The 21068-nt window shown below is 64.4% G+C and carries 17 protein-coding genes; 4 read left to right on the forward strand and 13 right to left on the reverse strand.

Annotated elements, in window-relative coordinates:
• Positions 1–47 precede the first annotated feature (47 nt).
• On the forward strand, positions 48–1064 hold the full coding sequence (locus KTJ89_RS17660) for an epimerase (RefSeq protein WP_259358740.1): 1017 nt from the start codon (positions 48–50) through the stop codon (positions 1062–1064).
• Between the two features lie 72 nt (positions 1065–1136).
• On the opposite strand, the gene trhO is transcribed toward KTJ89_RS17660, so the two are convergent.
• Entirely contained in the window at positions 1137–2048 is a 912-nt protein-coding gene (gene trhO, locus KTJ89_RS17665) for an oxygen-dependent tRNA uridine(34) hydroxylase TrhO (protein ID WP_259358741.1), read from the reverse strand.
• 162 nt (positions 2049–2210) lie between these two features.
• Between trhO and purL the strand changes: the two genes are divergently transcribed.
• Positions 2211–4595, forward strand: coding sequence for a phosphoribosylformylglycinamidine synthase subunit PurL (gene purL, locus KTJ89_RS17670; RefSeq protein ID WP_259358742.1), 2385 nt, complete (start codon positions 2211–2213; stop codon positions 4593–4595).
• A gap of 132 nt (positions 4596–4727) precedes the next feature.
• Here the strand turns inward: purL and KTJ89_RS17675 are convergent, their stop codons facing one another.
• Positions 4728–5273, reverse strand: a complete 546-nt coding sequence (locus tag KTJ89_RS17675) for a hypothetical protein (protein ID WP_259358743.1) — start codon at positions 5271–5273, stop codon at positions 4728–4730.
• 78 nt (positions 5274–5351) lie between these two features.
• On the opposite strand from KTJ89_RS17675, the gene KTJ89_RS17680 reads away from it, so the two are divergent.
• On the forward strand, positions 5352–5930 hold the full coding sequence (locus KTJ89_RS17680; RefSeq protein ID WP_139906982.1) for a TetR/AcrR family transcriptional regulator: 579 nt from the start codon (positions 5352–5354) through the stop codon (positions 5928–5930).
• Here the strand turns inward: KTJ89_RS17680 and KTJ89_RS17685 are convergent.
• A complete protein-coding gene (locus KTJ89_RS17685) occupies positions 5924–6661 on the reverse strand; it encodes a hypothetical protein (RefSeq protein WP_259358744.1) in 738 nt (245 codons plus the stop codon). The genes KTJ89_RS17680 and KTJ89_RS17685 overlap by 7 nt on opposite strands.
• Before the next feature lie 233 nt (positions 6662–6894).
• On the opposite strand from KTJ89_RS17685, the gene KTJ89_RS17690 reads away from it, so the two are divergent.
• The gene (locus tag KTJ89_RS17690; RefSeq protein WP_259358745.1) at positions 6895–8124 is read left to right on the forward strand and encodes a cobalamin-independent methionine synthase II family protein; all 1230 of its coding nucleotides are present in this window, start codon (positions 6895–6897) and stop codon (positions 8122–8124) included.
• Between the two features lie 84 nt (positions 8125–8208).
• Here KTJ89_RS17690 and KTJ89_RS17695 read toward each other — a convergent pair whose 3' ends face one another.
• The 10 genes from KTJ89_RS17695 to KTJ89_RS17740 all read right to left on the reverse strand — a co-directional run bounded on the left by KTJ89_RS17695 (position 8209) and on the right by KTJ89_RS17740 (position 20885).
• Positions 8209–9609: a TIGR01777 family oxidoreductase gene (locus tag KTJ89_RS17695; RefSeq protein ID WP_259358746.1), complete on the reverse strand. Its 1401-nt coding sequence runs from the start codon at positions 9607–9609 to the stop codon at positions 8209–8211.
• A 265-nt stretch (positions 9610–9874) separates the two neighbouring features.
• Complete coding sequence (betC, locus tag KTJ89_RS17700) at positions 9875–11461, reverse strand: choline-sulfatase (protein WP_259358747.1); 1587 nt, start codon at positions 11459–11461, stop codon at positions 9875–9877.
• Positions 11458–13668 (reverse strand): BCCT family transporter, encoded by a 2211-nt coding sequence (locus tag KTJ89_RS17705; RefSeq protein ID WP_374990295.1) that lies wholly within the window; start codon positions 13666–13668, stop codon positions 11458–11460. Before KTJ89_RS17705 ends, betC begins: the two co-directional genes overlap by 4 nt.
• Positions 13669–14043: 375 nt before the next feature.
• Complete coding sequence (locus tag KTJ89_RS17710; RefSeq protein WP_259358748.1) at positions 14044–14358, reverse strand: DMT family transporter; 315 nt, start codon at positions 14356–14358, stop codon at positions 14044–14046.
• The gene (locus tag KTJ89_RS17715; RefSeq protein ID WP_172175031.1) at positions 14355–14714 is read right to left on the reverse strand and encodes a DMT family transporter; all 360 of its coding nucleotides are present in this window, start codon (positions 14712–14714) and stop codon (positions 14355–14357) included. Before KTJ89_RS17715 ends, KTJ89_RS17710 begins: the two co-directional genes overlap by 4 nt.
• Positions 14711–15310 carry a TetR/AcrR family transcriptional regulator gene (locus KTJ89_RS17720; protein ID WP_259358749.1) on the reverse strand — a complete coding sequence of 200 codons (600 nt, stop codon included), beginning with the start codon at positions 15308–15310 and terminating at the stop codon, positions 14711–14713. Before KTJ89_RS17720 ends, KTJ89_RS17715 begins: the two co-directional genes overlap by 4 nt.
• A gap of 149 nt (positions 15311–15459) precedes the next feature.
• Positions 15460–16251, reverse strand: coding sequence for an ABC transporter ATP-binding protein (locus tag KTJ89_RS17725; RefSeq protein WP_259358750.1), 792 nt, complete (start codon positions 16249–16251; stop codon positions 15460–15462).
• Positions 16252–16256: 5 nt separating this feature from the next.
• On the reverse strand, positions 16257–17240 hold the full coding sequence (locus KTJ89_RS17730) for an ABC transporter permease (RefSeq protein WP_259358751.1): 984 nt from the start codon (positions 17238–17240) through the stop codon (positions 16257–16259).
• Positions 17241–17385: 145 nt separating this feature from the next.
• Positions 17386–18369: an ABC transporter substrate-binding protein gene (locus tag KTJ89_RS17735; RefSeq protein WP_259358752.1), complete on the reverse strand. Its 984-nt coding sequence runs from the start codon at positions 18367–18369 to the stop codon at positions 17386–17388.
• Between the two features lie 266 nt (positions 18370–18635).
• A complete protein-coding gene (locus KTJ89_RS17740) occupies positions 18636–20885 on the reverse strand; it encodes a S9 family peptidase (protein WP_259358753.1) in 2250 nt (749 codons plus the stop codon).
• Positions 20886–21068: the final 183 nt, after the last annotated feature.

A 21068-nucleotide genomic window follows, 5' to 3' on the forward strand; every position in this document is an offset into this window, starting at 1 on the left:
TTGCCGCATCGACATCCCCGCCAATGAGGGGTGCTAGCGTCCTGAGTATGAGCACGTTACCCACAGACACATCGCTGACAAGCGCCCAGGCCCCGATCGCCGTCGTCGCCGGGGCATCGGGGTTCATCGGCGGAGAGCTGCTCGATGCGCTCAGCGCTTGGGGGTATGCGACGCGGACGATCGGCCGCTCCCCTGACTCCGCCGACGCCACCTGGGACCGTCCCGACCGAATCGCCGAACTCATCGACGGTGCCGACCTGCTTATCAACCTCGCCGGCCGGAGCGTCGGATGTCGGTACACGGATGCCAATCGACAGGTCATCTGGGATTCCCGAGTCGATACGACCCGCGCCCTCAATACGGCGGTGGCAGCCGCCTCGGTGCCGCCGCGTCTGTGGATCAATTCGAGCACGGCCACCATCTACCGTCACTCGATGGACCGACCGCAGACCGAGGACGACGGCGACATCGGCGAAGGGTTCTCAGTCGACATCGCCAAAGCCTGGGAGAAGGAGTTCTTCGCCGGGGACCTGCCCGCGACCAGACGAGTCGCGCTGCGGATGGCGATCGTGCTCGGTGACGGAGCGGCGTTGAACATGTTGGCCACCGCGGCCAGATTCGGCGTGGGAGGAGCACAGCATGAAGGGCGCTGGTTCCCGCACCGGCGCTATCGCGGGATCGGCCCGGCGGCTTCCGGGCCGACGGTCTGGCGAGGACACCCGCCGACTCACGGACGACAGCGGTTCAGCTGGGTCCATATCGACGACGTGCTCCGGGCAATCCGGTTCATCGACGAACATGAGGAGCTGAGTGGCCCGATCAACGTCTCGAACCCACAGGTCTCGGACAATCGCTCACTGATGAAAGCGCTGCGCAAGGCGGTGCGTATGCCAGTGGGGATTCCTGCACCCAGGTGGCTGCTCGAGATCGGGATGGTCGTCCTGCGGCAGGAGTCAGAACTCGTGCTCAAAAGTCGGTGGGTGCTGCCGGAACGACTCGAAGCGGCCGGATTCGACTTCAGGTGGACCGACATCGAGGCGGCGACGAAGCACCTGCTGCGCTGAAGTGTCGGTACGGCACTCCCCCACCTCGGGGGAACGCCGCCCCCACCACCGGGGAACGGCAGGATCGCACGCTCAGCCGACTGCCGCCTCGGCGGGGATTCCCTGCTCGACGCAGTCGGCGCAATAGGGCTGCAGACCCTTGTCCGTGCAATCGGCGCACCGCAGGTACTGTCTGCGGCACTCGAGGTTCGCACAGTTGACGAACTCCGGCGTCTTCCTGTCGCAGGACACGCAATGCCCGATGGATTCGACATTGTCACCGAACTCGACGTGCATGCGCTTGTCGAAGACGTACAGCGAACCGTCCCAGTAGCCGGAGCTGCCGAAGGTCTCGCCGTAGCGGACGATGCCGCCGTCGAGCTGGTAGACCTCTTCGAACCCGCGGTTCTTCATGAGCACGGACAGGACCTCGCAGCGGATTCCGCCGGTGCAGTAGGTGACGACGGGTTTGTCTTTGAGGTCGTCGTATTTGCCGGATTCGATCTCGGCGATGAAGTCACGCGTGGTGTCGGTGTCGGGAACGATCGCGTCCCGGAACTTCCCGATCTGCGCCTCCATCGCATTGCGGCCGTCGAAGAAGACGACCTCCTCGCCGCGTTCGTCGAGGAGTTTGTGCAGGGCTCCCGGTTTGAGGTGCTGACCTCCGCCTTGGACTCCGTCTTCGGTCACCGTGATCGCATCAGGAGTGCCGAAGGTGACGAGTTCGTCGCGGACCTTCACGCTCAGCCGCGGGAAGTCATCGCCTTGACCGTTCGACCATTTGATGTCCGCACCTTTGAAAGGCGCGTACGACTTCGTTGCCCGCACGTACTGCTTCACCTCGAAGATGTCCCCGCCGACAGTGGCGTTGATCCCGTCCTTCGACACGATGATCCGCCCCTTGAGCCCGAGGCTCTCGGCCAAGGTGTGCTGCCACAGCTTGACCGCTTCGGGGTCGGGCAGCGGGGTGAAGACATAGAACAGGACGATCTTGGGAGTTGCCATGGCTCCCATTCTAAGTGGGGTGCGACAGTCCGATTCCCAGCGGGGAACGGTCCCTACCCGCGCCGAGGTGGTCCGCCGGTGGACGCGCTTCGCCCCCGCGGTGAGGACACGGCTAAGATTGGCCGTGAGTGCCGTGTCGTATGAAAGGGCCCCGAAGAGGACATGACGTCTAACCTCAGCTCTGCGGATTCCACGCAGGTCGATTCCCCGCAGAATGCATCGAAGAAGGTCAAGGAGACGGTCGAGTTCGCAGCGGCGAACCCCGACGTCGAGCAGCCTTTCGCCGATCTCGGTCTCACGGCCGACGAATACGAGAAGATCAAGGCGATCCTCGGACGTCGCCCCACCTCGGCGGAATTGGCCATGTATTCGGTGATGTGGTCCGAGCACTGCTCGTACAAGTCCTCGAAGGTCCACCTGTCCAAGTTCGGCGACAAGGTCACCGAGGACATGAAGAAGCACCTGCTCGTGGGCATCGGCGAGAACGCCGGCGTCGTCGACATCGGGAACGGCTGGGCGGTGACCTTCAAGGTCGAATCGCACAACCACCCCAGCTACGTCGAACCCCACCAGGGTGCGGCCACAGGCGTCGGCGGCATCGTCCGCGACATCATCTCCATGGGTGCGCGCCCGGTCGCTGTGATGGATCAGCTGCGGTTCGGAGCCATCGACCATCCGGACACCGCCCGTGTCGTCCACGGTGTGGTCGCCGGCATCAGCAACTACGGCAATTCCCTGGGCCTGCCGAACATCGGCGGCGAGACCGTCTTCGATTCCGTCTATCAGGGAAATCCGCTGGTCAACGCCCTGGCTGTGGGTGTCATGCGACATGAGGACATCCGTCTGGCCAACGCGTCGGGACTGGGCAACAAGGTCGTGCTCTTCGGTGCGCGCACCGGTGGCGACGGCATCGGCGGTGCTTCGATCCTCGCTTCCGAGTCCTTCGACGATTCGAAGCCCTCGAAGCGCCCCGCCGTGCAGGTCGGCGACCCGTTCGCCGAGAAGGTGCTCATCGAATGCTGCCTCGAGCTCTTCCACGCCGGTGTCGTCGAGGGCATTCAGGACCTCGGCGCTGCAGGCATCTCCTGTGCGACCTCGGAGCTGGCGTCCAACGGTGACGGCGGAATGCACATCGCGCTCGACGATGTGCTGCTGCGCGATGAGACCCTCACCCCTGAGGAGATCCTCATGTCGGAGTCGCAGGAGCGGATGATGGCCGTCGTCCGTCCCGACCGCCTCGACGAATTCTTGCGCATCGTCGGCAAATGGGAGGTCGAGACCTCCGTGCTCGGCGAGGTCACTGATTCCGATCGTCTCGTCATCGAATGGCACGGCGACGTCATCGTCGATGTGCCCCCGCGCTCGGTCGCCCACGACGGCCCCGTGTACAACCGTCCGTTCACCGAACCGTCATGGACCGCCGAGGTGGCTGCGAACACCGTTGAGGCCGCTGGTCTGGCGAAGCCCCAGTCCGATGATGAGCTGCGGTCGACGATGCTCGAGCTCGCGGGGTCGCCGAACCTCGCCTCGAAGTCGTGGATCACCTCGCAGTACGACAAGTACGTCCAGGGCAATACCGCACTGGCCTACCCGGATGATGCCGGTGTCGTCCGCGTCGACGAGGAGTCCGGTCTCGGCGTGGCCATCGCCACCGATGCCAACGGCCGCTACAGCTTCCTCGACCCGGCGCGCGGTGCCCAGCTGGCTCTGGCCGAGGCCTACCGCAACGTCTCGACCTCCGGTGCCATTCCGCGTGCGGTCACCGACTGCCTGAACTTCGGATCCCCCGAGGATCCGGAGATCATGTGGCAGTTCGCGCAGGCTGTCGAAGGCCTCGCCGGCGCCTGCCAGGACATGGGAATCCCGGTCACCGGCGGCAACGTGTCCCTGTACAACCAGACTGGCGGAGTGGCCATCCACCCGACTCCAGTCGTCGGTGTGCTCGGTGTCTTCGATGATGTCACCCGCGCCACCCCGAGCGGCTGGCAGGAGCCGGGCCAGACCATCTATCTGCTCGGCACCACCGAAGCGGAGCTCGACGGTTCGGCGTGGGCCGACGTCACGGCCGACCACCTCGGCGGTGTTCCTCCGCAGTACAAGCCGGCAGCGGAGAAGGAACTCGGCGAGATCCTCATCAACTGCTCGCGCGACGGCATGATCGATGCCGCGCACGATCTGTCCGAGGGTGGGCTGTCGCAGGCCCTCGTCGAATCGTCGCTGCGCTACGGCACCGGCGCCCGGATCTGGCTCGATGAGGTCTGCGAGCGTGACGGCATCGATGTGTTCACCGCACTGTTCTCCGAATCGGCGGCGCGCGCCATCGTGGCCGTGCCGCGGTCGGAAGAGGTCCGGTTCAAGGACATGTGCACGGCACGCCGGTTCCCGTTCGTGCGCATCGGCATGACCGATGCCGGCGACGGAGCTCCTGCGCTCGAGGTCGTCGACCACTTCTCGATCAAACTCGACGAACTCGGCCGGGCCCACGAGGGTACGCTGGCTGATCGCTTCGGCGGCAGCGTCGCGGCGGTGACCGAAACCGCGGTCTGAGCCACGACCGGCGAAGACTGACGCCGAGACGGCCTCTCGGCCTCGACATGACCAGCTGCGGTTGGTCCTCTCGAGGCCGAGAGGCCGTTTCGTTGTCGCGCTGAGTCCGGACTGCCCGGCCAGGTGTGACGGTCACGAAGGTGGGTCGGTAGGTTCCTCATCTTCGCGATTGCTGCGGCGCAACCGATCGCGCAGCGGTCCGACTATGCCCCAGGCGAGAGCGGTGAAGACGGCGACGATCGTCCAATAGATCAGCCAGAAGGAATCAGCCAAGCCCGTGATCGCGATTCCGATGGACAGCAGTGCGGTGGTGATCGCCGAGGCGGTCAGGCAGCGCAACCAGTATCCGAGACTGGTTCGAGTCGGTACGGCAGGCAGTGCAGCTTCGTTGAGATCCGTATGGCGACGGGCGAATCGGCGGTCGACGCGGGCGATGGCCTCCGGACCGAAGACGACGGAGAAGCCGACGTAGAACGCAGCCATTCCGTGGCTGAAGTCCGATGCCGCTCCCCGATTGAGATCGATGTAAGTCAGGACGATGATGACGATGTCGATGAACGGGGTGGATACGAGGAGAACCGTCGAAACCGTTCTCCAGTGCAGCAGATACCTCGCGCATACTCCGGCGAGCAGAAAGATCCAGAACAGTACTTCACCGGCGATGATGAACAACAGCATCGAGCGACACACCCACTTGGATCGATGACATGTTTTTCTCGCTCGACTGTACCAAAATAGAGTTCGAGGAGGAACAGGGTGCCGAAATTCGTGGACCATGATCAGCGCCGCGCCGACATCGGTTGGGCCGTGGCACGGCTCATCGCGGCCGAGGGGATCCAGGCCGTGTCGGTTCGCGCCGTCGCCGCCGAATCGGGGTATCAGCCCTCGACACTTCGGCATTATTTCCCTCTGGCAGACGAGATGACAGCGCATGCTCTGGTCCTCATCAGTCGACGGCAGCAGCAACGACTGTCGGCGAAGAGTTGGCCGGAGGACCCACGTCTGGCAATTCGCGAAGCTTGGTGCGAAGCTCTGCCACTCGATGATGATCGCCGTCTCGAGGCACACGTCTGGCTCGCCTCAAGCATCACCGCGCGATCGGATTCGGCGCGACAGGCGCTGGGGTCGATCAACGAAGGACTCGACAGGCTATGCGCCAACACCATCGAGGTCTATACCGGACGGGTCGACGATGCCTCCGCCCGTACAGCCCTTCGTGCCTTCACCGACGGACTCGCGCTGAACGGAATCGTCGATCCCGAACGCTTCACCCCGTCCGTCGTCGAATCGAGCCTCGATCTCTATCTCGACCGGCTGCAGCGACCGGATCAGTAAGCAGGCTGTGCTGGCGCCGGGGCCGTCCCACCGTTGGCATGGGCGAGCAGGCGGAAGAGTCCGAGGCTCGCAAAGATGAGCGCGAGCCACACGGCTTGAACGAGGACTCCGGCCATGACGCCGGTCGTGGCGTTTTCGGCCAGTGGTTCGGCAACCGTCATATTGAGCACGGCAAGGATCGCGCCGATGACGACTGAGATGACGAGGACCCACCACCGACGATTGCGGGCGATGTTCCACCCGCAGAATACCGCGGCCAGGAAGAACGCGTTGAGCACGCCTTGGATGATGTTCACGGTGAGCAGTGAGCTGCCGTCTTCCGTCCCGACCGAAGTGAGAAGGATTCCTGTCAGGGGCGTGAGAATCAGCAGGGCTGCGCATCCGAGGAGGAAGATTCCGGCACCGATGAGTCTCCGCGCCCAGCTGGTGTTCTTCACGAGCAGGATCGCTGCAGTGCCGAGGACCAGCCGCAGACATGCACAGAGGACCGATCCGACGCTGAAGAGCACGACTGATGCGGTCGCCTCCCCCGACGTCGCCATCGGGGCGAACACCAACGACGGCAGCGCCCCGATGATGAGGGCCGCCCAGAACAGACTGCGGGCGAGCCAGCCCGGATTCTGCGGAACCGACACCAGCGTCGCCGCCTGGCTCCGACCGAGTCCCTGGCTCCACTGCTGACCGCTGCCTGGCCGCCCGTCTGGATCCTGACCATAATGTCTGTAGCTCATGCCCCCAGCATATGAGCCAACTCCACTTGTGATTGAACAGGACTGACACTTTCTCAGTACTGGACTGAGCTGACAGCACTGCACCGCCGGCCCACCAACCCACTCCGTCCACGTGTCCCAAGATGACGACAACCACACATGCGCCACTGCGAATGTGATTGCCTGAGAGGGAATGCTGCGGCGCGACTGCCGCAGTCGCACCACACGATCGAACCGAGACAGAGGAGCCAGTCATGGCAACGATTCGCACATCCCACGCGGGATCATTACCCCGCACTCCCGAACTCATCGAGGCCAACAAGGTCAAGCAGGCGCAGAACACCGCCCGCCTGGCTGGCGAGTCCGTGTCGCAGGAACAGGAGCAGGAATTCGACGAACTCCTCGCCGCCAGCGTCACCGACCTCGTCAAGCGCCAGAAGAACCTGGGCATCTCACTGCCCAACGACGGCGAGTACGGTCATGCCATGGCCGCCGACTTCGACTACGGCGCATGGTGGCACTACTCGTTCGCCCGCACCGGCGGGCTCGAACTCGACGATGTCGACAAGTGGGATGCACCGGCCGTGCGTTCCGAGCCCGGTAAGACGGTTCTCACCAGCTTCGGTGACCGCCGCGATCGCAATCTGTTCCCCAACGTCTACTCCGATGCCGACGCCGGCACCGACACCGGCCAGCAACCGCAGTTCCCGAAAGCTACCGGCCCGATCAGCTACATCGGTCAGGACCAGGTCAACCGTGACATCTCGAACCTCAAGACAGGTCTCGCCGCCGCCGGCTACGACGAGCGCGCCGGCTACATCAATGCGCTCTCCCCCGGTTCGGCCTCCCGCATCGCCAACGAGTACTACTCAAGCGATGAGGAGTTCATCTGGGCGTGGGCCGATGTGCTGCGGGAGGAATATCTCGCCATCACCGAGGCGGGGCTGACCGTCCAGATCGACGATCCGTCCCTGGCGGAGAACTTCGACCAGATCAACCCGGAACCGTCCTTCGATGACTACCGCTCGTTCATCCAGGTCCGCATCGACGCACTCAACCATGCACTGCGCGGAATCGACCCGGCGCAGGTGCGGGTGCACACCTGTTGGGGCTCCTGGCACGGACCGCACGTCACCGACCTCCCGTTCGTCGAGATCGTCGACCAGGTGCTCTCAATCAATGCCGCCGGCATCACTTTCGAAGCCGCGAACGTCCGCCACGAACACGAATGGCGGATCTGGGAAGAGAAGAAGCTGCCCGAGGGCAAGTACATCATCCCGGGAATCGTCTCCCACTCGACGAACGTCGTCGAGCATCCCGAGCTCGTCGCCGAACGCATCAGCCGGTTCGCTGGTCTCGTCGGACCGGAGAACGTCGTCGCCTCCACCGACTGCGGCCTGGGCGGCCGCGTCCACCCGGACATCGCCGTCGCGAAGCTGCAGTCCCTGACCGAAGGTGCGGAGATCGCCTCGAAGCGCTTCTGACTCCGTACTGCGGAAACAGCAGTAACAGCAGAAACACCGGTCCCCTCCGTTAGGCTCGTCGGCCGAGCGGAGGGGACTTCTGTATTACGCCCCGCCGCCGAGCTCCTCGTCGAAGCAGTCGCTCAAGGTCGGGTGGGCGAACTGGTATCCGGTTTCCTGCAGCTTCTCCGGCACCACGCGCTGGTCGGCCAGAGCGAGTTCCTTTGCTCCGTCTCGGCCGAGCATGATCTCTGTGATGAAACCGGGCGTCGGGATCCACGCGGGCCTGCGCAGGTGAGCGGCGAGCGCCTCGGCGAATTCCGCCTGCGTGACAAGCTCCGGCGCAACAGCGTTGACCGGCCCGCGCACATAGTCATAAAGGACCGCGTGCACATATGACCGCGCCACATCGTCAAGCGAGATCCACGCAAGTGCCTGCTCCCCGCTGCCCAATCGACCACCCGCACCGGCGAGGAACAGCGGCGCCTGCAGTTTGAGCAGACCGCCCAAGGAGCTGAGCACGACTCCGGTTCGGATCGACACACGTCTGATCCCGGCGTCCTCGACACCGGCCGCTGTCTCTTCCCACTTCTGGCATACCTCGGCGAGGAATCCGTCGCCGGCCGGTCCGGTTTCGTCGACTGGTTCGTCCGCCTTCGACCCGTAATAGCCGACTGCGGAGGCGCAGACGAAGACCGACGGACGCTTCGCCTCGGGCAGGTCGCGCATCGTCTCGACGAGCAGCCTCGTCGAATCGATGCGGGAGGACCATATCTCGTCCTTCGCATGCTTGGTGAACCGTGTGGCGATGGATCGCCCACCGAGGTGGACCACCGCATCCGCCCACGCGAGGTCGCGTGGATTGAGGATTCCCAGGTCCGGATTCCAGTGCACCTCGTAGGGGAACTTCGGGGTTTCGCGCACAAGCAGTCGCACGAAGTGTCCGGCGGTGGAGAACAGGGCGGCGACCTGGCGTCCGATCATTCCGCTGCCGCCGGCAATGAGGATGTGTTTGCCCTTCTTCCGCGTCAGCAGGGGCGCATTCGTGGATTCGAGGAAGTCGATATCCATGAGCATCCGCTTGCGGCGGGCGTCGAAGGTGGCCTCGAGGTAGTGGGTGAGGCCCCGGTCGATGACGTCGAAGCCCTGCGGGGCCATGGAGAATTCGATGTGGTCGTCGATCTTCGTCCCGCCGGCGACCGAAGTGAACTCGTGCGTGTGCCTCCACTGGCTCAGCGGCCCCTTCTTCAGCTCGTCGACGAAGGAGAACCGCGACGGCCCCTCCGAATGCACCGAGCTGAACGGCCGACGCACAAGTCCGTAAGTGCCGGGAACGCTCGTCTTCACCTGCGCCACCGAGCCCGGCGCGATCGGAGGATAGCTCTCCTCGACGATCTCCTGCGCCCAGTGGGGTGAGAGGCGGGTCAGCGCTCCCGGCCGAGCATGCCAGTCGAATGTGGTCTCCGCACCGAGCGGAACTTCAGATGTCGACTCAAAGATGGTCATGGCATCCCTCCTACCTCGAATGATGCCACCGGTTTCTGAGAATGTGACCCGCAACTCACCTAAGTCCAAGTGAATTGTTCTCGCCGAGGCGGCTCACCCTCCCAGCCCACCTGCTGTGGCCGCCCGGCAGGGGTCCGAAACCTGCTTCCGCGGGCTCGAAGTGTGAGCGCAGTGATCTCGATCAGTGCGCCCACGCTTCGAACCCGCTGGGGCAGCGCGACCGGCCGCGAGGGCAACGCGATCCGTTGGCGCTGCAGCCGGCGACTCAGTCGACCGCTGGGATCTTGCCGAAGCGGAACGCCGACCAGAAGTCACCGCGCACATATCCGTGGGACGGTTCCGGGTCGAAGTCCCAGTGGCGGACTCGACCGACCTTGAGCGCGTCGGCGACGAGTTGGCGGCTGCGCTGCGAGGCGAGCACATGGTCCTCGAGGTGTTCGAGGTCGTACCGGGATTCGAGTTCTACACGCATCGACTCATGCGCCTGGGCGTAGGCCGGATCCTCGGCGCGGTTGACCAGCTCGTCGGGATCCGCCGCCAGGTCGAAGAGCAGCTCCGGATCTCCAGGGCACACCGTGAGCTTGAGATCGCCGCGCACCAGCGTGACCTGCGGCCGGTATGTGCCCTCGGCAAAGTACTCGATGACGACGTCGCGGTCCTCGGGTTCGAGCTCGCCGGCCGCTTCCCGCCTGGCAGATTCGAGTATCGAGGTTCCGGTCAGTCCCTCATCGATCGCCGAGGCGGCTCCTGCACCTGCATCCCCCGTGCCCACGGACGGCCCGGACGAAGCCGAACCCTGCGCGATCTCGAGCAGGGTCGGCGCGAGGTCGACGAGACTGACCGGGGTCGCATACCGGCCCGGGGCGATCACCTCGGCGGGTCCGTTGATGATGAGCGGAACCCGGGAGGACTGCTCGTAGGGCGACATCTTGAACCACAGCCCCTTCTCCCCCAGCATGTCACCGTGGTCGCTGGTGACGACGATGACGGTGTTGTCCGCGAGGTCGAGCTCTTCGAGCTTGCGCCGGATCGCTCCGACGTGGTCGTCGATATAGTTCACCGCCGCATAGTAGGCACGACGAGCCCGCCGCACGTCCTCGATTCCAGGCTCGCGTTCGTCGAAGCCGCACATCGTGCGCAGACGGTGGCTGTGCGGGTCCACGGCCGGATCGGGGACCTCGGGGTGGGCCGGGTCCGGGATGGCCACCTCGGCGAATCGGTCCCAGTTGGCCTTCGGCGGCTCGTACGGGTCGTGGGGGTGGATGAACGAGGTGACCATGAGGAATGGCTGATCGCACCCGGCGGCCTGGTTCGCGCGCTTGCGGTCGTTGAGGTGGCGCAGGGTTCTGAAGATCACCTCGTCGTCGAAGTCCTGTTGGACGTTCGCGGTCGCCGCACCGGCGGTGAACACGGGGTCCGCCTCGTGGTACCACTGCAGCTTCTGCTCCAGGGGACGGTTCCAGTCGGGCACCATATCGAGATCGGCCGGGTACACGTCCGTGGTCAGGCGCTCTTCGAAACCGTGGTGCTGATCAGGGCCGATGAAGTGCATCCGCCCGATCAGCGCTGTGTGGTAGCCGAGTTTGCGCAGACGGTGAGCGAACGTCGGCACGGAGGCCGCGAAGTCGTCGCCGTTGTCCAGGCAGTCGATCTCCGAGGGCATCCGCCCGGTCATCATCGACGCCCGCGACGGCGAGCACAGCGGAGTATTGCAGTACGCACGGTCGAAGACGGCTCCGTCGGCAGCCAGGGCATCCATATTCGGTGTCAGCGCGGCCGCATCACCATAGGCACCCAGAGCCTGGGCAGCCATCTGGTCGGCTTGGACGACGACGATGTTCGGGGTGGTCATGAGTGGTCCTCTCTGCGGTCGGGGCCGGAGTCGGCTTCGGAATCGGTCGCTGAATCCGGGTCGGATTCGCTCGCCGAGGCGGTCCCGGAGTCCGCATCGGTCGTGGAGCCGGCGTCCGCCTCGGCGGCGGTGGATTCCTCAGTCGCTGCGGAATCCTCGGTGTTCGCGGAATCGTCGTCCGGGGTCCACCCGTCGGCCCATTCGCCGGTTTCGTAGTCGAAACCGACGGGTTCGCCGTTCTCGTCCGTGCGCTGGTACCAGTCGGTGTAGTCCCCGTGCTCGGAGTCGATTCCGCCGTTCGCACCGTCACCGGGTTCGGTGGGCACGACCTGGAGGGCGAAGTCGTCACCGTAGGCGTCGGCACCGGCGACCACGGCGTTGTCGACCGCGTTGAGCGCGTACTGACGGCGCAGGGCCAGCGGATCCGTGCGCAGCTCCTTGAACCAGGCGACGATGATGAAGAGCATGACGAGAGCGAACGGCACCGCGGTGACGATGACGAGCTGTTGGAGTCCCTCGAGTGCGCTGGCGTCGCCGAGGAGGAGCATCACCACGGCGATGCCGGACATCACCAGACCCCAGAACACGACGACCCACTTCTTCGGCTCCTGATCACCGCGGCTGGTGAGCATGCCCATGACCACCGAGGCGGAGTCCGCGGAGGTGATGAAGAAGATCGCCAGGACGATGATGACGACGAACGGCAGCCATTCGACATAGGGCAGGTTGTCGATGAGGGTGAAGAACACCTCGGGGGCTTCCATGCTGTCGGTGAATCCCGATGCTCCGGACCGATACATCCAGATCGAGGTTCCGCCCATGATTCCGTAGGCGACGAAGAGCAGAGTCGAGGGGATGAAGATAGTGCCGAGGATGAACTGGCGGATCGAACGGCCGCGGGAGATGCGGGCGATGAAGGTGCCGACGAACGGCGACCAGGAGATCCACCACGCCCAGTAGTAGACGGTCCACAGGGACTGGAATTCCTGGGTCTCGGCTCCCCAGGACAGAGACCGGCCCATCATGTCGAACATCGACCCGAGGTATTCCATGAACGCCGAGGGCAGCAGGTTGAGCAGGTAGAGCGTGGGTCCGAGGAACAGCACGAGCGCAACGATGCCGACGGTCAGAACGATGTTGATCGACGACAGGTAGCGGATTCCGCGCGAGACGCCGGAGACCGCGGAGATGATGAAGCCGAGGGTGAGGACGAGGATGATGACGACGAGCATATTGTTCGTCATCGGCCCCGCACCGGAGACGATGCTGACTCCGGTGCCGATCTGCATGGCCGCGATGCCCAGGGCTGCGGCCGTACCGAAGAGAGTGGCGACGATCGCGAAGATATCGACGAGCTTTCCGGCGAATCCCTCCGTCTGTCGCTTGCCGAACAGAGTCTGGAAGATCGAAGACAGCAGCAGCGAACGACCGCGACGATAGGCGGCATAGGCGATGGCACCGCCGACGAGGGCGTACATCGCCCACGCATGGAAGCCCCAGTGGAAGTAGGTCTGGGCCATCGCCCCGTGGAGCGCCTCGGTCGTCTCCGGATCGTTCGTCAGCGGCGGCGGTGAGATGAAGTAGGTCAGCGGCTCGGAGGGTCCGAAGAAGAGGACACCGATGCCGATGCCCGCCGCGAAGAGCATGGCGACCCAGGAGAAGGTGGAGAACTCGGAGGTCTCCCCGTCCTTGCCCAAAGGGATCTTGCCGTAGGGAGAGAACGCGAGGATGAGCAGTGAGACGAGGATGATGATCGCGACGAGGTTGAACAGCCACCCGACGTTGAGCGTGGCCCAGTCATACGCCGACTGAGCGACACTGGCGACGCTGGCAGGGCTGGAGATGCCCCAGATGACGAAGGCGACGGTGAGGCCGCCGGCGATCGCGAAGATGATCGTGTCCAGCGAGTACTTGCGTCGCTGTTCGTCGATGGCGATTCCGGGCACGAGGATCGGGTGGGTGTCGTGCGGGTAGTGGCCGTGCGTATCTTCGAGATCGGCCTTCACGGGACCGCGCGGGCGGCGGTAGTCGAACTGGCCGAGGTTGCGCCCGGTCTCGCGACCGACGCGTTTGGCGTCGTCTCTCATTCGGCGGGCATCGGCCATGATCCTCTCACGTGACGCACGGCGGGCCGCCTCGGTGGAGGCATCGGACTGTCGATCTGGGCCCGGATCGTGTTCGTCGGTACGGGTGGAGTCATCTGTCATGTGTCGGTTCACACTCTTTCGATAGTTGCGGAAGACTGCCGAAATCGATCGGTGCCGGACACGGAGACGAACGCATCATGGCCCGATGGCAAGAACGCACATCGGGTACGAGTGGGAAATCAGGTGATGCGACCGGTCGGCGGCCGTCGATCGGGCAGATGGTCTGCGGATCGGCGATCAGTGACTAGGGCTCTCCGCCCCACCACCCGACGGCCACGGGCTCCCAGGAATCATTGGCGAAGCCGCAGCTCGGGCGCTCTCGATTCGGGGTCGACCATCCCCAGCGGCGGAGGTCGTCGAATCGAAGAGGGGCCATAACTTCGGACGATAACAGCTTCCTTGCGGCTTCACAATAAATTCCCAGCAAAGACCGGGTCAGCCGATTTCGACGAGAATGACGCCGACGGTGATGAAGCCGATCCCGAGGAGCGCCTTCCGCGTCAGCGGATCCTTCCAGATCACTCGAGAGAGCAGACAGACCAGTGCGACTCCGCACGCCGCCCAGAGGCCGTAGGCGACGCCGAGCGGCATGCCCTCGGCGAGGGTGCGGCTGAGGAAGAAGAAGGCCGCGGTGTAGCTGATCGCCACCGGGACGAACCAGATCTTGCGCTGCAGTCCGGCGCTGGCGCGCAGGCACAAGGTGCCGGCGACTTCGCTGAGGATCGACAGGGCCAACCACATCCAGCTCATTCGGTCACCTCCGCGTCGACGGTCTCGGATTCCTCGGGAGTGCCGGATTCGACGAGGATGACCCCAATGATGATGAGGGCGATGCCGATGATGGCGCCGATGCTCAGGAGCTCACCGAAGAACACGACGCCGAGCACGGCGACGAGGGCGACTCCGCTGGCCGACCAGGTGGCGTAGACGGCTCCGAGCGGCATGCCCAGCCGCTGGGTGAGCCCGAGGATGAAGAAGGCTGTGGCGTAGAGGACGACGACTCCGGGGATCCACCTCGGATCGGCAACCGAGGCGCGCAGCATCAGGGTGGCGGCCACCTCGGCGAGGATGGCCATGACGAGCAGCAGCAGACGTTTCGCATTCATTCGCTCACCTCCGGTTCGGTGTTGTCGGATGCACCCTCGGCGGTATCGGTTGAGGTCTCAGCGGCGTCGATGAGAGCGAGGGCGTGCTCGCGCACGGCGGCGAGGTCCTCGGAGGGGAAGACTCCTGTCGCCTCTGACATCCACGCACCGTCGGCGCAGAATCGAGCCGCGGTCAGCAGAGATACCGCACGATCGTCGAGTCCGGTGGTGCCGAACCACGGACCGAGGTGCTCGCTCCATGCCCGCGACAGCTTCGGGTGGTAGAGCGCATCGGAGAAGATCCAATAGTCGGCGCGGGAGACCTCGGCAGTGGTGGCCACTGTGACATAGGCACGGTGCCGCTCGAAGCTCGACAGCTCCTGACTCGGGCGCCCGGTGTGCTCGCGCAGTCGCCGTGCCCAGTCTTCTGCGGCATGGTCGACGAGCCCGAGCATGAGCGCTTCCTTAGACGGGAAGTGATACATCAGGCCCGGCTTCGTCAGACCCGCCTGCTGCGCGACCGACTCCAGCGAGATCGTCACCCCCTGCACCGAATCATGCGATTCGGCCAGAGCCTTCGCCGCCTTGAGAATCCGCATCCGTCCATCATTCGCCATGCCTCGACTTTACCAACCGGTTGGTAAAGTACGCCAGTGCGGAAGAGAGGGCGGTCCGCACCCTGTCGGTGCGAACCGCCCCTCTCATCCGGTCTGCAGACTGTTCGCCTGCCTGCGGGCGTTCGCCTGGCTTCCGGCGAAGTCTCGGTTCAGTTCAGCAGTGCCCGGTCGCCCAGGGTCGCTCCCTTGAGTTTCGAGAATTCGCCGAGCAGCGTCTCGACGGTCAGATCCTTCTTCTCCTCGGCCGAGGCCTGGTAGATGATCCGTCCCTCGTGCATCATGATCAGCCGGTTGCCCAGCGCGATGGCCTGCTCCATATTGTGGGTGACCATGAGCGTGGTCAGCCCGTCGGCTTCGACTATCTTCTTCGTCAGAGCTGACACCAGGGCCGCGCGCTGCGGGTCGAGGGCGGCGGTGTGCTCGTCGAGCAGCAGGATCCGCGGCTGGGTGAATCCGGCCATGAGCAGGCTGAGCGCCTGCCGCTGACCGCCGGAGAGCAGCCCGACCTTCGTCTTCAGCCGGTTTTCCAGTCCGAGTTCGAGAGTGGCGAGCTCCTCCGTGAAGTGCTCGCGTCGCTCCGAGGTGGTCCCCCGCCCCAGCCCACGCGGCTTTCCGCGTCTGAGCGCGAGCGAGAGGTTCTGCTCGATCGTGAGGTCCGGAGCGGTGCCGGCCATCGGATCCTGGAAGACGCGGCCCAGGTATCTCGCCCGTTTGTACTCGGGCATCCGCGACACCTCGGCGCCGTCGATGGTGATCGAACCGGAGTCGATGGGCAGACGGCCGGAGATGGTGTTGAGCAGCGTCGATTTTCCGGCTCCGTTGGAGCCGATGACGGTGACGAAGTCGGACTCGTCGAGTTCGAGCGAGAGTCCTTGCAGTGCCTTGCGTTCGTTGACGGTGCCCGGGAAGAAGGTCTTGGAGATGTTGTCGATCTTGAGCATGGGTCTCAGATCTCCTTCCCGGTTCGGGCACCGGTCGCACCGGCGGGAATGTCTGCGATCTCGGCTGGGTCCTTCATATCGGTGGTCCCTGCCGGCACCGAGGCGGCCGCGCGGTTTCCGCGTCCGCGCAGTGAGGGGATCCGTTTGAGGAAGCCCCACCTAGGCAGCAGCAGTGCGATGACGACGAGCAGCGCGGTCGTCAGCTTCATATCGTTCGTATCCAGGCCCGCGCGCAGGGCGAGGAAGATGATCAGCCGGTAGACGACCGATCCGAGGAGCGCGCCGAGGCTGGCCATGAAGATGTTGCGGCTGCCGAAGACGGCCTGGCCGAGGATCACCGAGGCGAGTCCGACGAGGATGAGGCCGATGCCCATGCTGATGTCGGAGAACCCCTGGTACTGGGCGACGAGTGCACCGCAGAGCGCGACGAAGCCGTTCGACAGTGCCAGGGTGAGCATCGTCGAGTTGTCGGTGTTGACGCCGAGGCTGCGGATCATCTCTTTGTTGTTGCCGGTGGCCTGGATGGCCAGCCCGAGATCGGTGGTGAGGAACCAGTCGATGGCGAACTTGAGGATGAGGGCGAAGACGAGCAGGATCGCGATCGATGCCCAGGTGCCCATGAGCATGTTCTCCCGCAGCGGGGTGAACACGGTGTCTTCTCGCAGGAGCGGCAGGTTCGCCTTCCCCATGATCCGCAGGTTGATCGACCAGAGGCCGATCATGGTGAGGATTCCGGCGAGCAGTCCGTCGATTCCGCCCTTCGTGTGGAGCAGACCGGTGATGTAGCCGGCGATGAGTCCGGCGCCGATCGCCGCGAGGGTGGCCAGGAAGGGGTTGACCCCGGCGATGATGAGGGAGGCTGCGGTGGCGCCGCCCGTGGTGAAGCTTCCGTCGACGGTGAGGTCGGGGAAGTTGAGGACCTTGAAGGTCAGATAGACCCCGAGCGCCATCGCGCCGTAGATGAGCCCGAGCTCCAATGCTCCGAACATGGGTTTCCGTTCATTTCTGGTGTGTGGTTCGTGGTGGCCCCGAGGCCGTCGGTTTCAGTGCCGACGGCCTCGGGGCCGGTGACGTCGGTGCCGTCGGGGAGTCGATGACTCCGGGCACCGGGTCACGGGGTGAAGCAGGTTCCGATCACTCGATGACCTTGTCGGCCTCGTCGACGAGCTTCTTCGGAATCTCGACGCCTTGGGCCTTGGCGGCCTTCGGGTTGACGACGAGTTCGAGGTTCGAGCTGGTCTCGACGGGCAACTCGGCGGGCTTCTTTCCGTCCTGGAGGATCTTCAGAGCCATTTCGCCGGTCTGTTCGCCGAGCTTCGTGTAGTCGATGCCGCGGGTGATCGCCGCACCGGATTCGACCTGGCCGGCTTCCGACCCGACGAGCAGAGCCTTGTTCTTCTCTGCTGCCTGGACCATGGTCGACACTGCCGAGACGACGTTGTTGTCGGTGGGCACATAGTAGGCGTCGACCTTGCCGAGCGAATCCACGGCCTGAGCGAGCTCACCCGAGTTCGCGATCGTCGCTTCCTTGATCGTCACGTCGAGGTCCTTGGCGGCCTTCTTCGCGAGATCGACCTGAACCTGCGAGTTGACCTCACCGGAGCTGTAGACGATGCCGACGGTCTTCGCATCTGGCTTGACGTCCTTGACCAGCTTGAGCTGCTCTTCGACCGGGTTGAGGTCGGAGGTGCCGGTGACGTTTCCGCCTGGCTTGTCGTTGCTGTCGACGAGGCCGGCCTCTTCGGCGTCGGTGACGGCGGTGAAGAGCACGGGCTTGTCGGTGATCGCCTGGGCTGCGGCCTGAGCGGCCGGGGTGGCGACGGCGAGCACGAGGTCGAGGTCGTCGTTGGCGAACTGCTGGGCGATCGAGGTCGCGTTGGCCTGTTCGCCCTGGGCGTTCTGTACGTCCCATTCGACGTCGACGCCGGCATCTTCGAACGACTTCTTGAAGCCTTCGGTCGCAGCGTCGAGCGCCGGGTGCTGTACGAGCTGAGAGACGCCGATGGAGTACGAATCGCCCTCGCCGCCACCGCCACCGCCTTCGCCGCCTCCGCAGGCCGAAACCGCAAGAATCGAACCGACTGCCACCATCGCTGTGGCCACTTTCCTGAGACGCATTCTTCTCCCTTTCGGAATTTCGGTCCGCCGGTGCGGATCCGTCACGAATTCTGCATTCGACACCGCCGCTCCTCGCACGCAAGGAGTAGTCACGGCAATGCAGATGAATGATGCGCCGCCGTCACTCAGACCGTTCTGAGATCATGACGCGCATCACGTCGAATGTGATGATATCCACTGTATGGCCCGGCACTGACGCCGGGTGCCGAATCCGGGTTTTGGAGACAATCGTCCCAGTATCGTTATCTGCGGCGACAGTCGTCCCCTCAGGGCTCTATTTCGACATCCGATCGTCCCAGCACATCGAGGATCCACGCGTACTCGAACGCGATCTCCTTCCACGCGTCATAGCGCCCCGATGCTCCCCCGTGCCCGGCGACCATTTCGGTCTTGAGCAGGGCGTTCGCACCGACTTCACGGAGTCGGGCGACCCATTTCGCGGGTTCGACGTAGAGGACTCGGGTGTCGTTGAGCGAGGTCACGGCCAAGATCTGCGGGTAGGCCGCCTCGGTGACGTTTTCGTAGGGAGAGTACGAGCGCATGTACTCGTACACTTGCGGATCATGGAGCGGGTCTCCCCACTCCTCCCATTCGATGACGGTCAGCGGCAGCTCGGGCATGAGGATCGAGGTCAGGGCGTCGACGAACGGCACTTCGGCGCTGATTCCGGCGAAGAGCTCGGGTGCCATGTTCGCGATCGCGCCCATGAGCAGGCCGCCGGCCGATCCGCCGCTGGCGACGAGCCGGTCCGGGCTCGTCCACCCGGTGTCGATGAGGTGGCGGGCGACGTCGATGAAGTCGGTGAAGGTGTTCTTCTTCGCCGTCGTCTTGCCCTGGTCGTACCAGTGTCGGCCCATTTCGCCGCCGCCGCGCACATGGGCGATGGCGAAGACGACGCCGCGGTCGAGCAGGGACAGCCGGGAGACCGAGAAGTACGGGTCCATGCTCGCTTCGTAAGACCCGTATCCGTAGAGGAGCAGCGGTGCCGGCTCGACTTTCGCCGAGGCGGGGCTTCCGTTCGTCGCATCCCCGCCGTCGCCTACCCCCTCGTTCGCCGAGGCGGGACCGCCGTAACCGTCGGATCGGTGCAGGTCCTTGCGGAAGACGACCGAGATCGGGATATCGGTGCCATCTTCGGCCTTCGCCCACAGCAGGGTTTCGGTGTAGGCGTCCAGGTCGACGGAGCCGAGAACGGGCTGACGTTTGAGAACCGTGTCAGTGCCGTCTGCAACGCTGTGGGAATAGATCACGGCGGGCGTCGACATGGAGGTGAAATGCAGTCGGATGCTCGTCTGCACGAACTCGGGGTTGTTGCCCACGTAGAGTGACCCGGTCTCCCGGCCGAAGGGCAGCTCCTGCAGCGGTCCGAACGGAGAGGAGGAATCACCCAAGCGGATGATGCCGACGCGCGCAAAGCCGCCGCGACGGTAGCTGAGCACGATGAAGTCGGCGAAGGCGTCGACGTCTTCGATGCGCAGATCGTCAATGTCATCAAGCACCGGACGGCCCGTGGCGGTCGGATCGGCCGCTGGAACGTCGACGAGTTCGAAGTCGGCGCGATTGCGGTTGTGGGTGATGAGGAAGCGGTCCTCACCGCCGATGACGGCGTGCTCGACGTTGTATTCGACACCGTCGACGCGGGGCCAGATCTCCTGCGGTTCGGCCTCGAGGTCGTCGACGCTGATGCTCCAATATCCGGTGGTCGTCTTCGATCCGGTGACGACGAACATCATCCGGCCCGAACGTGAGAAGCCCGAGCCGACGAAGAAGCGCTCATCGGGTTCATGGAAGATGCACACGTCGTCGCTGCTGTCGGTGCCGACGACGTGGCGCCACACTTTCTCCGGTCGCCAGGCGTCGTCGACGGTGGTGTAGAAGACGAAGCGGCCGCTCGGATCGAGGGAGGCTCCTGCGAAGGTGCCGTCGACCGTGTCGGCGAGGTCGTCTCCCGTGGCCAGATCGCGAAGCCGGAGCGTATAGCGTTCGTCGCCGGTGGTGTCGACACCGTAGAGAAGCCAGCGACCGTCGTCGCTCAGCGAGAATGTACCGAGTGAGAAGAACTCCTCGCCTTCGGCGGCGACGTTTGAGTCGAAGATGACCTCTTCGCCGGACAGAGGCTCTTCGCCGACCTCCGGCGGAGTCCAATCGTCGGGACCCGAGACGGGGATTCGGACGCTGATGCCGTAGTCGAGTCCTGCTTTCGTGCGAGAGAAGTACCAGTAGCTCCCGCGCCGGTTGGGCACGGACATATCGGTTTCTTTGATGCGTGTCTTGATCTCGGTGAAGATCGAGTTCTGCAGTCCTTCGAGGTGAACGGTCTGTGCGCTCGTCCAGGCGTTCTCTGCTTCGAGGTGGGCGATGACCTCGGGCGACTCCTTCTCACGCAACCATTCGTAGTCGTCGACGAAAGTATGGCCGTGGTGCGTGCGCTCGAACGGGACCTTCTTCGCCACCGGTGCCGATGCCGGGGTCGCGGTCGTCGAGGCTGCGGAGTCTGTGCCGGAAGTTTCGCTCATGACGTCAGCCTAGCCGCCGGCCCGGAAACCCCGGGACCCGACCGATGTATCGTCGCCGACTCATTCTGAGCAGAATGCACTCAACGCGCTCAATGAGCAGAACGCGCAGAGTGAGCACAACCTCGCAGTCGACACTCAGGAACCTCTAAGGTGAGTCTCACATCACACCTGCCTTCAAAGGAG

Source organism: Brevibacterium sediminis (assembly GCF_024895295.1).
Classification (GTDB): Bacteria; Actinomycetota; Actinomycetes; order Actinomycetales; family Brevibacteriaceae; genus Brevibacterium; species Brevibacterium sediminis.

Bases quoted from the DNA above. Each gene is read 5' to 3' on its own strand.
- KTJ89_RS17660 (WP_259358740.1), top strand. From the start codon at position 48: ATGAGCACGTTACCCACAGACACATCGCTGACAAGCGCCCAGGCCCCG.
- trhO (WP_259358741.1), bottom strand. From the start codon at position 2,048: ATGGCAACTCCCAAGATCGTCCTGTTCTATGTCTTCACCCCGCTGCCC.
- purL (WP_259358742.1), top strand. From the start codon at position 2,211: ATGACGTCTAACCTCAGCTCTGCGGATTCCACGCAGGTCGATTCCCCG.
- KTJ89_RS17675 (WP_259358743.1), bottom strand. From the start codon at position 5,273: ATGCTGTTGTTCATCATCGCCGGTGAAGTACTGTTCTGGATCTTTCTG.
- KTJ89_RS17685 (WP_259358744.1), bottom strand. From the start codon at position 6,661: ATGAGCTACAGACATTATGGTCAGGATCCAGACGGGCGGCCAGGCAGC.
- KTJ89_RS17690 (WP_259358745.1), top strand. From the start codon at position 6,895: ATGGCAACGATTCGCACATCCCACGCGGGATCATTACCCCGCACTCCC.
- KTJ89_RS17695 (WP_259358746.1), bottom strand. From the start codon at position 9,609: ATGACCATCTTTGAGTCGACATCTGAAGTTCCGCTCGGTGCGGAGACC.
- betC (WP_259358747.1), bottom strand. From the start codon at position 11,461: ATGACCACCCCGAACATCGTCGTCGTCCAAGCCGACCAGATGGCTGCC.
- KTJ89_RS17705 (WP_374990295.1), bottom strand. From the start codon at position 13,668: ATGACAGATGACTCCACCCGTACCGACGAACACGATCCGGGCCCAGAT.
- KTJ89_RS17710 (WP_259358748.1), bottom strand. From the start codon at position 14,358: ATGAGCTGGATGTGGTTGGCCCTGTCGATCCTCAGCGAAGTCGCCGGC.
- KTJ89_RS17715 (WP_172175031.1), bottom strand. From the start codon at position 14,714: ATGAATGCGAAACGTCTGCTGCTGCTCGTCATGGCCATCCTCGCCGAG.
- KTJ89_RS17720 (WP_259358749.1), bottom strand. From the start codon at position 15,310: ATGGCGAATGATGGACGGATGCGGATTCTCAAGGCGGCGAAGGCTCTG.
- KTJ89_RS17725 (WP_259358750.1), bottom strand. From the start codon at position 16,251: ATGCTCAAGATCGACAACATCTCCAAGACCTTCTTCCCGGGCACCGTC.
- KTJ89_RS17730 (WP_259358751.1), bottom strand. From the start codon at position 17,240: ATGTTCGGAGCATTGGAGCTCGGGCTCATCTACGGCGCGATGGCGCTC.
- KTJ89_RS17735 (WP_259358752.1), bottom strand. From the start codon at position 18,369: ATGCGTCTCAGGAAAGTGGCCACAGCGATGGTGGCAGTCGGTTCGATT.
- KTJ89_RS17740 (WP_259358753.1), bottom strand. From the start codon at position 20,885: ATGAGCGAAACTTCCGGCACAGACTCCGCAGCCTCGACGACCGCGACC.